We start from the raw sequence: 12,217 nt of genomic DNA, 5'->3' as shown, positions 1-12,217 counted from the left end.
CATCTTATTTGACGCAGGTGTAGGACAGTTGCGTTGGAAAGGGAATTGCGCAATAAGCAGCCTGAGAAATGTTTGCGGTAACATTTATACGTCTAAGGAGAACCTGATCAATGCGACGCCTGAGAAATGTGAAAATCGTGGCGACGCTGGGACCGGCGTCCAACGACTATGACACCATCCGCGCATTGCATGAGGCCGGGGCGGATGTGTTTCGTCTGAACATGAGCCATGGCAGCCATGATGAAATCCGCGAAAGGCACCGGATCATTCGTCAGATCGAAAAGGATCTTGAAAGCCCGATCGCGATTCTGGCCGACCTTCAGGGGCCGAAATTGCGCGTTGGCGTATTCGCAAATGACGCGGAAGAGCTGGAAGAGGGCGCGGCGTTCCGTCTGGATCTTGATCCGGTTGCTGGGGATATCACCCGGGTTTGCTTGCCCCACCCTGAGATTTTTGCCGCGTTGGAGCCCGGCTCGCGTTTGTTGGTCAATGACGGAAAGATTCGCCTGATCGTACAGGATTGCGGTCAGGATTTTGCGCATTGCACGGTGGAGGTCGGGGGCACGATCTCGAACCGTAAAGGCGTGAATGTTCCAGATGTGGTTCTGCCGCTGGCGGCGCTGTCGGCCAAGGATCGGGATGACTTGGAATTTGTGTGCCAGCTGGGTGTAGACTGGCTGGCGCTCAGCTTTGTTCAGCGCGCAAAAGACGTGTTTGAGGCACGTGCCTTGGCTGATGGCCGCGCGTCGATCCTATCCAAGATCGAAAAGCCAGCTGCGGTTGAAGCCTTTGATGATATCCTTGATGCCTCTGACGGAATCATGGTTGCCCGCGGCGACTTGGGTGTAGAGCTGCCGGTTTCGGCCGTGCCACCGATTCAGAAACGACTGGTGCGCAAAAGCCGTTCAGCGGCGAAACCCGTGATTGTCGCCACACAGATGCTGGAAAGCATGATTGAAAGCCCAATGCCAACAAGGGCTGAGGTTTCGGATGTGGCCACCGCCATCTACGAAGGCACCGATGCGATCATGCTCAGCGCTGAATCTGCGGCTGGATCTTATCCGATCGAGGCAGTCCAGACGATGAACAAAGTGGCCATCGAGGTCGAGGCTGACCCGACCTATACCCAGATCATCGCCGCCTCGCGCACTGCAAAAGGTACAACGATCGCGGACGGGATCGTGGCGGCGGCGCGTGAGATTGCGGAAAAAACCGATATCAAGGCCATCTGCTGCTTTACTCAAAGCGGGACCACCGCGCTGCTGACCGCCCGTGAACGTCCCGGTGTGCCCATCATCGCGATGACCCCTGCCACCGGCACTGCACGCCGGCTTTGCCTGAGCTGGGGCTGCCATTGTGTCCTAACCCCGGAACAGGAGCGGTTCAAAGGTGCGGTCGTCAGCGCAGCCCGTGCGGCCCGTTCAGGTGGCTTCGCAGCCGAAACCGACCAGATTGTGGTCACTGCGGGGGTGCCATTCAATGTGCCCGGAACGACCAATATTCTGCGCATTGCTCCGTGCGATGAACGGCTGATTTATAACACTGATCCGGGCTAAGCCCGGCCCAAAGAACGACATTCCATATTGATACCTTACTACTTGCCTAATTTTTGGGCGAAAATAATGTATTTTTTACAATTAGTTAGATAATTGTTGGTTGTAATCAGAAATAAACCCTCTGTTTTTCCGTGTTTTTCGGGATACTGCCCCAAGGGCAGTCTACTCAAACAAGTTCCAGATTCCGGCTGCCCTGTCGGAGGCACGGGCTCCGGCTAAATCAACAATAACGGAGGAACGAGATGACAACGAAAATTGTCATAGGACTGGACGGGACAGAAACCGGAGAGCGTGCGATAGCATTTGCCAAAGATTTGGCTGGGCGCATCGGATCATGCGAGCTGCTGGTGGTTTACGTCATCGAATGGTCTCCTTTCACATTCCAAACACCAGAAGAAAACGCCCTGCGCCACAAACGGCGCGAGGAAGAGGTGGCGCTGGCCACGTCGCGGATCATTGCGCCGGCGATCGAGGCGCTGAAAGCCGCAGGGTTCGAGGCGCAAGGTATCGTCCGTCACGGAGATGTGGCGGAAACGCTGAACGCAATCACTGTTGAAAACGCTGGCTCTCAGATCGTTGTGGGCCGGGCTTCGGCGGATGGGTTCAAAAAACGCCTGTTTGGCAGTTCAACCCAAAACCTTGTCATGCATGCCGACGTTCCGGTCACGGTCGTGAACTGAGGGGAGAGATGATGATGAATATTCAGAACAAACTGGGTCTGGCTGCGCTCGCCGCACTCTTCTCAACTCCTGCCGCCGCGCAGGACGCGGTGGGGCTGGACGACAAAATCAATCAGGCGTTTGCCGACTTCACCGGGCCGTTCGTCAGCTTTATCTTCGCTCCGTTTCCGGGAACCGGGTTCCCGTGGATCGTGGGTTGGCTGGTGGTCGCGGCCACAGTGTTCACACTCTACTTTGCCTTTGTGCAGTTGCGGTTCTTCAGCCACGCGATCAGTCTGGTCAAAGGCGACTATTCCGATCCCAACGATGCGGGTGAAGTCAGTCACTTTCAGGCGCTGGCAACGGCGTTGTCAGGGACTGTTGGACTTGGGAACATCGCAGGTGTTGCGGTGGCCGTCGGGATCGGCGGGCCGGGTGCAACATTCTGGATGATCGTCGCGGGCCTATTGGGCATGGCGTCGAAATTCACCGAATGTACGCTGGGTGTGAAATACCGAAATGAATACGATGACGGCACCGTATCGGGTGGCCCGATGTATTACATGTCCAAAGGATTCGACGAACTGGGTTTGCCGGGCGGCAAGATTCTGGCCGTTCTGTTCTCGATCTTCTGTATCCTTGGCGCGCTGGGCGGGGGCAATATGTTCCAGGCCAATCAGGCGCACCAACAGATCGCGGGCATTACCGGAGACTATCCCGGTTGGATAACGGGCCTGGTCTTTGCAGTCATCGTTTTTGCGGTGATAGTGGGCGGCCTTAAATCCATCGCCCGGGTGACCGAAAAAGTCGTTCCCTTCATGGGTGTCATGTATGTGGCAGCCGCACTGGTGATTATCCTCATGAATGCGGATCAGATCGGTTGGGCCTTCGGACAGATCTTTGCTGGTGCCTTCACCGGTCTCGGTGTTGCCGGTGGCATGGTCGGAGCACTGATCCAGGGCTTCCGGCGTGCGGCGTTCTCGAACGAAGCTGGCGTTGGTTCTGCGGCGATCGCGCACTCGGCAGTACGAACCAAAGAGCCGATTACCGAAGGCTTCGTTTCGCTGCTTGAGCCATTCATCGATACGGTCGTGATCTGTACCATGACTGCATTGGTGATCATCATCACCCAGCAGCTGATCGTTGATCCTGAAACCGGCAAATACATGTTGAACGAAGCGGGTAATGCGATTGCCACTGTCGATGGCAACTCAGGGGTCAGCTTGACCTCGGCGGCCTTTGGCAGCGCCTTTAGCTGGTTCCCATATGTGCTGGCGATTGCGGTGATTTTGTTTGCCTTCTCAACCATGATCAGCTGGTCCTATTATGGCCTCAAGGCCTGGACCTATCTGTTCGGCGAAGGCCACACCAAAGAGCTGGTGTTCAAGGTTATCTTCTGTGTCTTCGTTGTGATCGGTGCCGCGGCCAACCTCGGTCCCGTCATCGATTTCTCGGACGCGGCGATCTTTGCGATGGCGGTTGTGAACGTCTTTGCTCTCTACTTCCTGATGAAAGTGGTGCGGCAGGAGCTGGCCTCGTACGCAGCACGGTTGAAGAGTGGCGAAATCCGCAAATTCGGCCATTAAGCATTCCACCGGGGCGGCCTGCGCTGCCCCGGTGCCTGACTAGCCTGCCAAAAGCGCAGATTCTGGTCCAAACCCCCTTGCCAGTATGATCAAACTTGCGTAAACGGCGCTTCTGATCGCGTGACCGGCCGAGATGGCATGCCGAGTCGCGTTTGAAACCGAACCCGGAAAAGGAGACGGAAATGCCTAAGATGAAGACAAAGTCGAGCGCCAAAAAGCGCTTTAAGGTGACTGCGACCGGTAAGGTCCTTGCTGGCCAGGCCGGCAAACGTCACGGCATGATCAAGCGGACCAAGAAATTCATCCGCGATGCACGTGGCAACACCACCCTGTCCGCCCCCGACGCCAAAATCGTCAAGGGCTATATGCCCTACGACCGATAAGAGGAGATTAAGACATGTCCCGCGTTAAAGGTGGAACCGTAACTCACGCCCGTCACAAGAAGGTTATCAAGGCCGCCAAGGGTTACTATGGCCGCCGCAAGAGCACCTTCAAGGTTGCCCGTCAGGCCGTCGATAAGGCCAACCAGTATGCAACCCGCGACCGTAAGAACCGCAAGCGCAACTTCCGCGCGCTGTGGATTCAGCGTATCAACGCTGCTGTCCGTTCGCATGACGAAGCACTGACATATTCCCGCTTCATCAACGGCCTGACATTGGCCGGTATCGAAGTGGACCGCAAAGTTCTGGCCGACCTGGCCGTGCACGAACCGGAAGCGTTCGGCGCGATCGTCGCCCAGGCTCAGGCCGCACTGACTGCCTGATCCTCTTCATAGAGAGACAGTGAATGAAAGGGCCGTCCCATTTGGGGCGGCCTTTTTGACATTTCCCGCAACGAAGGTAGGGCCGTACAAGGTACAGCTTCCTCTGGATAGGCAATTTACCAATATGTATAATTGGTTTCGCTCTATTCTTTGGAGTATTTCCGGGCTTCCGAAGTGTCATTCTCGGTGGTGCTCAAACTGATGGATTGATTGCGTTTGGAATAACCGTTTCGGTATTCGGCGGTTTTTTTGCATTCGGGGCTACCAGATCAAACCGGCCCTAGTTGCGTGAATGCACGTGCGATCCTTAGAGCTGGTGTTTGATCCAATACAACAAAGTGACAGGGACAACGCATAAGGGACTCAAAAGGTCGAATGTCAGATCGGGTGGTTGGTACACCTCAAAAATCTGCAACCGTCTGAAAACTTGGAGCCACTTCAATCGAATGAAAAAGATGTGTGGCGGAGACGAAGGGATTCGAACCCTCGAGACCCTTCCGGGCCTACTCCCTTAGCAGGGGAGCGCCTTCGACCACTCGGCCACGTCTCCGCTGGCCGGTATATCCTCGCCGGTCATCCAGATACAAGACGAATTTCGGTGTCAGGAATATTTTTCTGAAATCCGATGTTTGAATCCAAAGAGGACCACCCAGTTTGCCGCGAAAAGAAGGGTGAGCTGACAGGTGAAACCGACTGGAAAAGAATCGTTAACTTGCCAAAACCACCCGTTCTGGCGCATATTCGCGGATACTTGATGATTTCGATGACTAAGAAAATTTAGCATTCAAGGGGGCAACAGATATCGGGCGTGGGGTGTTTAGGCACCTCATTGAGATCCTTGTTGGGGGAAGGAACTTGGTTTTGGCCTGGTTAAAATTGTGTTGTGTTTTAGTTATGTTGACGGTGCTGCCAGTGTCAGCAAAGGCATCAATCGGAAAAGTTCTGAGTGTCAATCAAGGTGCGGATGTGATCCGGGCCGGAAAGACTATACGCTTGCGCGAAGGAATGGAGGTGGTGTCAGGTGACACCATTTCAACCAACAAATCGGGTCTGGTTCAGCTGCTGTTTGCAGATCAGACCAAAATTGCGGTCGGTCCGAATGCCCGTATGGTTCTGGATGTCTCTATGTTGCGTGGGAACCGCAAGGCCAAGAATTTCACAGTCCAGGCCCTGGGGGGCAGTTTCCGGTTCATTTCGGGCAAAAGCAGAAAGCGGGCGTATTCGATCAAAACACCAAGCGCTACGATGGCGGTGCGAGGAACGACTTTCGATATGTGGATCACGTCTGGAAACCAAAGCGCGATGCTGGTGATCGAGGGCACAGTTCAGATGTGTGGGCGGAGTGGTTCTTGCCGGTCGGCAAGTCGCCAGTGCAGCTTGTTTGCGACCAGCCCCGGTGGTCGGGTGGGTCGCCCCGCAGACCAGATACAGTATGACAAAGCACTGCAGGGTGGTTTCCCGTTTCAAAGCTCGCAGAAAGATTTGCTGCCACCGTTTCAGGTAGGAGCCGAGGGCTGTTCAGGCAGAACCGCATTGGCACCGAGGATCGAGCGTGAAGGCGCGGAGCCGCGGCAGTCGAAACGTGCGGAGGCCGAAGTGCAGTCCGAACGCGATGCACCAGCACAGGAACAGACCGAGCCGCCAGAAAGGGCATCGGCCAGCGCCGAGGCAGGATTGGGCCCGGCTTCTCGGTCAGGTGTCAGTTCCACCGGTGGTGTGAGTGTATCGGCTGGCGTTTCGGGTGGTTCGGGCCTAAGGGCCACGGCATCCGCAGGCGGTGTTACAGCAACGGCTGGCTGGTAATCGAACAGACTCATAATTCATATCTCCCCGCATCAGGGAGGCAAAAGTGGCGGTGAAGATAACGGATAGAATCGGACGCCGGCTGGGGTTTCGGCTTGTGGGTCTGGGATTGATCCTGATCGGGTGTTTTGTGCGGATTGTGGATCCGTATCCCGTACAGATGTCGCGGTTGATTTACTTTGATATCCTCCAGCGGATTTCGCCACGGATTTTTGATCCGGATCTACCTGTTCGCGTTGTGGACATCGACGAAAAATCCCTGACAGCATGGGGGCAATGGCCATGGCCACGCACGCAGCTGGGGCAAATGGTCGAGCGGCTGGGAGATTATGGCGCGGCGGCAATCGCGTTTGACGTTTTGTTTGCCGAACCGGATCGATACTCGCCGATACGTTTGCTGCAGGACCCTTCGTTGTCGGGGATTCTGCAGGTGGATCGATCTGCCATTAACTTGGATAACGATGTCAAGTTTGCAGCAGAAATCGTGAAATGGCCGGTTGTTCTTGGTGTTGCTGCACGCGGGTCTGAAAGTGCCTCGGACATCGTTCCGAAGGCGGGGCTTGTGGAAATTGGTGAAAACCCGGCTGCTGGCCTGGTGGGCGTTTCGCACTGGACGTCGTTGGCGCCGCCTTTGGGCGAAAGTGCGGCGGGTGTAGGTGGCGTCAATGTTTCACCGCTTGGGGGGTTGGGCGTGGTACGGCGGGTGCCTGTCTTGTGGTCCGGGCCCGGCGGCGTCATGCCCGGCCTAGGGGTCGAGGCTTTGCGGGTTGCAATCGGTGAGCCGGTTTATTTCGCCGAAGGTTCGCAGGACGAGCTGGGCATCATGCTTGAAGTAGGGGTTGGCGACTTTCTTTTGCCAACCACAGAGAACGGCGAAATCTGGGTGCGATATCGTCGGGACAATCCCGGCCTGTATCTTTCGGCAGATGATGTCATGCGCGATGCCGACGATCCTGCACTCAGGGCCGAAATCGAAGGGCGGATAATTTTGGTCGGCACCTCTGCCGCAGGTCTTTTCGATATGCGTGAGACCGCGCTGGGTGAGTCCGTTCCCGGTGTTTCGATCCATGCGCAGATCATTGAGCAGATCATATTGGGCGATATGCTGAGCCGATCTGACGTGACCGCCGCGTTGGAGTTGTTGGCATTTGTCATTCTCGGTGTCGTCGTCACTGTCGTGATGTCCAGCTTTGGTGCGGTCGCCTCGTTCATAGCGGGCGGGATGGCTGCAGCGGTTGTAATGGCTATCAGTTGGCTGGCCTTTCAAAATCAGTCGGTCCTGTTTGATGCAACGTTCCCGCTGGCGGGCGGAATGGCAAATTTTGGATTGCTTGCAGGTTATCTCTTTGTTTCAACCGAGCGGGAAAAGCGGGTGATCCGTCAGACATTCTCGCACTATGTCGCGCCAGAGATCCTTGATGAAATGGAAGCCAATGGGCACCAGCTGCGATTGGGGGGCGAAACTCAGGAAATCACGGTGATGTTTTCGGATATCAGGGGGTTCACACCGCTTTCGGAATCGGTATCGGCCACCGATTTGGTGGAGTTGCTGAACGAATTGTTCTCGGAGATTGGTGACCAGATATTGATCGAGCGGGGAACCATCGACAAGTTTATCGGTGATGCGGTCATGGCGTTCTGGAACGCGCCGCTCCCGCTGGAAAACCACCCGTGTCGTGCGGCGATGGCTGCGCTTAAGATGCGCAAGGCACTTGATGTTTTTAATGCCTCTCATCTCATGCAGGGGCGATCGCCGATCGCGTTGGCGACCGGGGTTGCAACCGGTGCTGCCTGTGTCGGCAATATCGGGTCACGGCGGCGTTTCAATTATACCGTGATCGGTGATGTGGTGAACGTGGCGGCCCGGATCGAACAGAACTGTCGACATGTGGATTACGATGTTCTGGTCTCGCACACGGTGCAACAGGTCACTCGATCCGACCTTGCCTTGCTTGAGGCGGGATATGTCGATTTGAAAGGCAAGCGTGAACCCGAACCGGTTTATGTTCTGGTCGGTGATACCGATCTGGCGGGCAGTGCAGACTTTCAGGCATTGCAGGCCGCACATTTGAGTTTGTTGGCTGCCATTCGCGAGCAGGCTTCACAAGCTGTTGTCGCAGAGCGGTGCGATGAGTGTGCCAGATTGGCGGTGGCAGTTGAGCCGGGCCTGACACCTTTCTATCGGGCGTTGCCTGGCCGTGCGGCGGATTTCCGAGCAGAGATACATACCGGGGGTCCCCTGTTCAGCCATCACAACGGTCAGCGCAAAGCTGCTGAATAGAAGCGTAAGTTTATAGTTGCTTAAACGAAAGCAGGGCGCGGTCAAAACAACCGCGCCCCACCAGAAAGATCAATCTCGCCCCCTCGAATACTATCTAAAAAAAAACGGGCTAAAACTTTCGATATATTCGAGACTGATCCTCTATCCTCATTGGAATAAACCCATATTGCATCACTTTCGGAGTGACCACAGTGAAGCAGTTCACATTGGCTTGAATTTATTGAAACTTATTTCCAATCAAAAAAACCCGGTCCAGCTTTCCTCAAAAGCGAAGCGGCCATGGCCTGTCCTATCTCGGCCCCACTGCCAACCAGTCCGTCGGATTCTTCACTGATCGCCTCTGATCCGTCCGGGCGCAGAACTTCGCCACGCAGATGGAGCTGACCGTCGTGAATTTCTGCCAACCCCGCGATCGGGGTTTCACACGAGCCGTCGAGACCCGCCAGCAACGCCCGCTCTGCTGCGAGACGCTGGCTGGTTTCAACATGATGAATGGCCTCAAGCATCTCAGCGGCGCGGCTGTCATCGCTGCGCCGTTCGATCCCGATCGTGCCCTGTGCGATGGCGGGCAGCATATCTTGGGGCGAGATGGCGGTGGCGGGGACATCTTTCATATCCAGCCGACGTAACCCGGCCATTGCCAGGAACGTGCAATCTGCCACGCCATCTGCCAGTTTTTTAAGCCGCGTCTGCACGTTGCCACGAAATTCAACCACGTTCAGGTCAGGCCGCCGGTTCAGCAATTGTGCCCGACGTCGCAGCGATGATGTGCCGACCACCGCCCCTTCCGGCAGATCGTGAATTGATTTCAAGGTCGGAGAAATAAAGGCGTCGCGTACATCTTCGCGTGGCAGGAACGTATCCAGCACCAGCCCTTCAGGCTGTTCCACCGGCATGTCCTTTGTTGAATGTACGGCGATGTCGATCTCGCTTTTCAGCATTGCCTCTTCGATTTCCTTGGTGAACAGGCCCTTGTTGCCGATCTCTTTCAGCGGGCGGTCCGCGTCGATCATGGCGCGGTTGTCGCCGGTGGTCTTGATCACCACGATCTCGAACGCATCCTCGGTCAGGTTGAAAGCGGCGCTGAGCCTCTGGCGGGTTTCGTAGGCCTGCGCCAGCGCCAGTGGTGATCCACGGGTGCCGATTTTCAGAGGCGATGCGGGGGTAGGCAATATCAGACTCATGTGCACAGCTTTAGTCGCGTCACATTGCCCTGACAATGGGGGCAGAGCTTGACAAATTGCCACTGAGGCCTGACCCGTTGCATCAAACCGGAAGACTGGGGGCACGAATGGCCGAGACTAAGAAATTGCTGCGGGCGCTGGCGGGTGAAGTTCAGGACGTTCCGCCGATCTGGATGATGCGTCAGGCCGGGCGCTATCTGCCCGAATACCGGGCCACGCGTGCTCAGGCTGGGGATTTCCTGTCTTTGTGCTATAACCCGGAGCTTGCCGCCGAGGTTACTCTGCAACCCATCCGCCGCTATGGGTTCGACGCCGCAATCCTGTTTGCTGACATCCTGCTGGTGCCCCAAGCGCTGGGTGCGGATTTGTGGTTTGTCACCGGTGAGGGGCCACGGTTGTCGACAATCACGCAGCAATCGGATTTCGATGCGTTGAAAGCCGTTGAGGATATCCACGAAACCCTCTCACCTGTCTATGAGACCGTACGTATTCTTTCGCGCGAGCTTCCGTCCGAGACAACTCTGATCGGATTCGCGGGTGCACCCTGGACCGTGGCGACCTACATGATCGCTGGCCGGGGAACCCCGGATCAGGGGCCAGCCCATGCGCTGCGCGAAGAAAACACAGCGCTGTTTGAGGCGTTGCTGGATCGAATAACAGCGGCCACAATTGAATACTTGTCCGCTCAGATCGATGCCGGGGCAGAGGTCGTCAAGATTTTCGATAGCTGGGCGGGATCATTGAAAGGTGACTCGTTCCAGAAATACGCGGTTGAACCCTGCCGCGTCATAACCGGGGCCATCAAAGCCCGCCATCCGGGCATTCCCGTCATCGGCTTCCCTCGTGAAGCGGATCAGGGGTATATCGGTTTCGCCAAGACCACTGGGGTGGACTGTGTCGCGTTGGATAACTCTGTGTCGCCTGAATGGGCGGTTGAAAATGTGCAGATTGATGGGTGCGTTCAGGGGAACTTGGCCTCATCGCACATGGTAACGGGTGGTCAGGCACTGGTGGATGAGACACGCCGTATCGTCGAGGCATTCTCGAACGGGCCACATATCTTCAACTTGGGGCATGGGATTACGCCGGATGCGGATCCTGAGAATGTTCAGTTGATGATCGACACGGTGCGCAGTCGGTGAGCCGGTGAGGGGGCCAGCCCCCTTTTGGCCTGCGGCCAATTCACCCCCGAGGTATTTTTAGCCAGATGAAGCGGGCGGGAGCTCATTCAGGATTTCTTGAGTGTGCTCTCCGCGTTTCGGGCTGGGCTTGGGGGTCCAGTCGTAGGTTGAGAATCTTGGGGCAGCGGCGGCTTGTCGGGTTTTGTCGTGGTCGATCCATGTTTGACGTTCCGCGTTCATAGGATGATTCTGCGCTTCTTGTGGGCTCAGGACCGGGGCGACGCACGCGTCGGTTCCCGCAAACAATTCGGCCCATTCGTCGCGTGGTTTGCGGGCAAAAATGCCGCCCAACCGTTGGGTCAGGTGGGGCCATGCAGCGCGTTCATATTGCTGGGAGAACTCTGCCTCGTCGCCAAGGCCAAGGATATCCAGAAAGCATGCGTAAAACTTGGGCTCGAGACATTGAACCGAGATAAAGCCGCCATCTGCGCAGGTGTAGGCCCGGCTCCAATGGGGGCCATCCAGTAAGCTTTCGCCCCGGGCATCGGACAGGTTTCCGGTCTGGCGCAGGCTCATCAACAGGTTCATCATATGGGCTGAACCATCGTAGATGGCTGCATCGACCACAGTGCCCCTGCCGGTGGTCCGAGCATTCAAAAGCCCTGCGAGAATACCCGTAACCAGGTACATCGCGCCGCCGCCGATATCGCCCACCAAAGTGGGTGGCGTCAGAGGAGGTTGACCGGGCGCGGACGCGTACCACAAAGCCCCCGAAAGCGCGATGTAGTTAAGGTCGTGACCTGCCGCGCCAGACAAGGGGCTTTGCTGACCCCAACCCGTCATACGGCCATAAACCAGCTTTGGATTGAGCGTGTGGCAGGCTTCCGGACCAAGCCCCAGCTTTTCCATCACGCCGGGGCGAAAGCCCTCGATCAGCGCCTCGGCGGTTGTGATCAGGCGTTTGGCTGTGTCGAGATCCTGCGGGTCCTTGAGGTCCAGCGCGATGGATCGTTTGCCTCGGTCCAGAAGGGATTGTTCGGGCATACCCGGTGTGATCGCAGAACCCGTGCGATGGATCGTGATGACGTCCGCCCCCAAATCTGCCAGCAGCATGGATGCGAATGGGGCTGGGCCCAACCCTTCGATTTCGATGATGCGAATACCGTTCAGCATGGCTCTCTCCTGCGGCGCAGGGTTTCTGCGTGGCGTTGTGAATGCAAGCGAAGATTCATTGTGTGGCGCAATTGGGTTGCTTGCACTGATG

At 56.4% G+C, this 12,217-nt stretch carries 10 protein-coding genes and 1 tRNA gene; 8 read left to right on the top strand and 3 right to left on the bottom strand.

Features of this window, described 5'->3' with window-relative positions; all coding sequences use genetic code 11:
* Nucleotides 1-110: 110 nt before the first annotated feature.
* From pyk to rplT, 5 genes are all read left to right on the top strand, one after another.
* Nucleotides 111-1,556: a pyruvate kinase gene (gene pyk, locus Q1B46_RS09285; RefSeq protein ID WP_299947252.1), complete on the top strand. Its 1,446-nt coding sequence runs from the start codon at nt 111-113 to the stop codon at nt 1,554-1,556.
* A gap of 242 nt (nt 1,557-1,798) precedes the next feature.
* Nucleotides 1,799-2,236, top strand: coding sequence for a universal stress protein (locus Q1B46_RS09280; protein WP_299947249.1), 438 nt, complete (start codon nt 1,799-1,801; stop codon nt 2,234-2,236).
* Nucleotides 2,237-2,250: 14 nt separating this feature from the next.
* Nucleotides 2,251-3,801 (top strand): alanine/glycine:cation symporter family protein, encoded by a 1,551-nt coding sequence (locus tag Q1B46_RS09275; protein WP_299947246.1) that lies wholly within the window; start codon nt 2,251-2,253, stop codon nt 3,799-3,801.
* A 182-nt stretch (nt 3,802-3,983) separates the two neighbouring features.
* Nucleotides 3,984-4,184, top strand: a complete 201-nt coding sequence (gene rpmI / locus Q1B46_RS09270) for a 50S ribosomal protein L35 (RefSeq protein ID WP_010443552.1) — start codon at nt 3,984-3,986, stop codon at nt 4,182-4,184.
* A gap of 14 nt (nt 4,185-4,198) precedes the next feature.
* Nucleotides 4,199-4,564 carry a 50S ribosomal protein L20 gene (rplT, locus tag Q1B46_RS09265; RefSeq protein WP_074737047.1) on the top strand — a complete coding sequence of 122 codons (366 nt, stop codon included), beginning with the start codon at nt 4,199-4,201 and terminating at the stop codon, nt 4,562-4,564.
* 460 nt (nt 4,565-5,024) lie between these two features.
* Here rplT and Q1B46_RS09260 read toward each other — a convergent pair.
* Nucleotides 5,025-5,114 (bottom strand) — tRNA-Ser (locus Q1B46_RS09260).
* Nucleotides 5,115-5,476: 362 nt separating this feature from the next.
* On the opposite strand from Q1B46_RS09260, the gene Q1B46_RS09255 reads away from it, so the two are divergent.
* Nucleotides 5,477-6,367 (top strand): FecR domain-containing protein, encoded by an 891-nt coding sequence (locus Q1B46_RS09255; protein WP_299947242.1) that lies wholly within the window; start codon nt 5,477-5,479, stop codon nt 6,365-6,367.
* Nucleotides 6,368-6,413: 46 nt separating this feature from the next.
* On the top strand, nt 6,414-8,648 hold the full coding sequence (locus tag Q1B46_RS09250) for an adenylate/guanylate cyclase domain-containing protein (protein ID WP_299947239.1): 2,235 nt from the start codon (nt 6,414-6,416) through the stop codon (nt 8,646-8,648).
* Nucleotides 8,649-8,875: 227 nt separating this feature from the next.
* Here Q1B46_RS09250 and hemC read toward each other — a convergent pair whose 3' ends face one another.
* A complete protein-coding gene (gene hemC, locus Q1B46_RS09245; protein WP_299947236.1) occupies nt 8,876-9,832 on the bottom strand; it encodes a hydroxymethylbilane synthase in 957 nt (318 codons plus the stop codon).
* Between the two features lie 107 nt (nt 9,833-9,939).
* Between hemC and hemE the strand changes: the two genes are divergently transcribed.
* Nucleotides 9,940-10,974 (top strand): uroporphyrinogen decarboxylase, encoded by a 1,035-nt coding sequence (gene hemE, locus Q1B46_RS09240; RefSeq protein ID WP_299947233.1) that lies wholly within the window; start codon nt 9,940-9,942, stop codon nt 10,972-10,974.
* A 57-nt stretch (nt 10,975-11,031) separates the two neighbouring features.
* On the opposite strand, the gene Q1B46_RS09235 is transcribed toward hemE, so the two are convergent.
* Entirely contained in the window at nt 11,032-12,126 is a 1,095-nt protein-coding gene (locus Q1B46_RS09235) for a CaiB/BaiF CoA-transferase family protein (RefSeq protein WP_299947230.1), read from the bottom strand.
* Nucleotides 12,127-12,217: the final 91 nt, after the last annotated feature.

Origin of the sequence: uncultured Ruegeria sp. (genome assembly GCF_947500045.1) — a bacterium.
Classification (GTDB): Bacteria; Pseudomonadota; Alphaproteobacteria; order Rhodobacterales; family Rhodobacteraceae; genus Ruegeria.
The sequence above is the reverse complement of the archived record's forward strand: the minus strand, read 5'-3'. Positions and strand labels throughout refer to the sequence as shown.

Bases quoted from the DNA above. Each gene is read 5' to 3' on its own strand.
- pyk (WP_299947252.1), top strand. From the start codon at position 111: ATGCGACGCCTGAGAAATGTGAAAATCGTGGCGACGCTGGGACCGGCG.
- Q1B46_RS09280 (WP_299947249.1), top strand. From the start codon at position 1,799: ATGACAACGAAAATTGTCATAGGACTGGACGGGACAGAAACCGGAGAG.
- Q1B46_RS09275 (WP_299947246.1), top strand. From the start codon at position 2,251: ATGAATATTCAGAACAAACTGGGTCTGGCTGCGCTCGCCGCACTCTTC.
- rpmI (WP_010443552.1), top strand. From the start codon at position 3,984: ATGCCTAAGATGAAGACAAAGTCGAGCGCCAAAAAGCGCTTTAAGGTG.
- rplT (WP_074737047.1), top strand. From the start codon at position 4,199: ATGTCCCGCGTTAAAGGTGGAACCGTAACTCACGCCCGTCACAAGAAG.
- hemC (WP_299947236.1), bottom strand. From the start codon at position 9,832: ATGAGTCTGATATTGCCTACCCCCGCATCGCCTCTGAAAATCGGCACC.
- hemE (WP_299947233.1), top strand. From the start codon at position 9,940: ATGGCCGAGACTAAGAAATTGCTGCGGGCGCTGGCGGGTGAAGTTCAG.
- Q1B46_RS09235 (WP_299947230.1), bottom strand. From the start codon at position 12,126: ATGCTGAACGGTATTCGCATCATCGAAATCGAAGGGTTGGGCCCAGCC.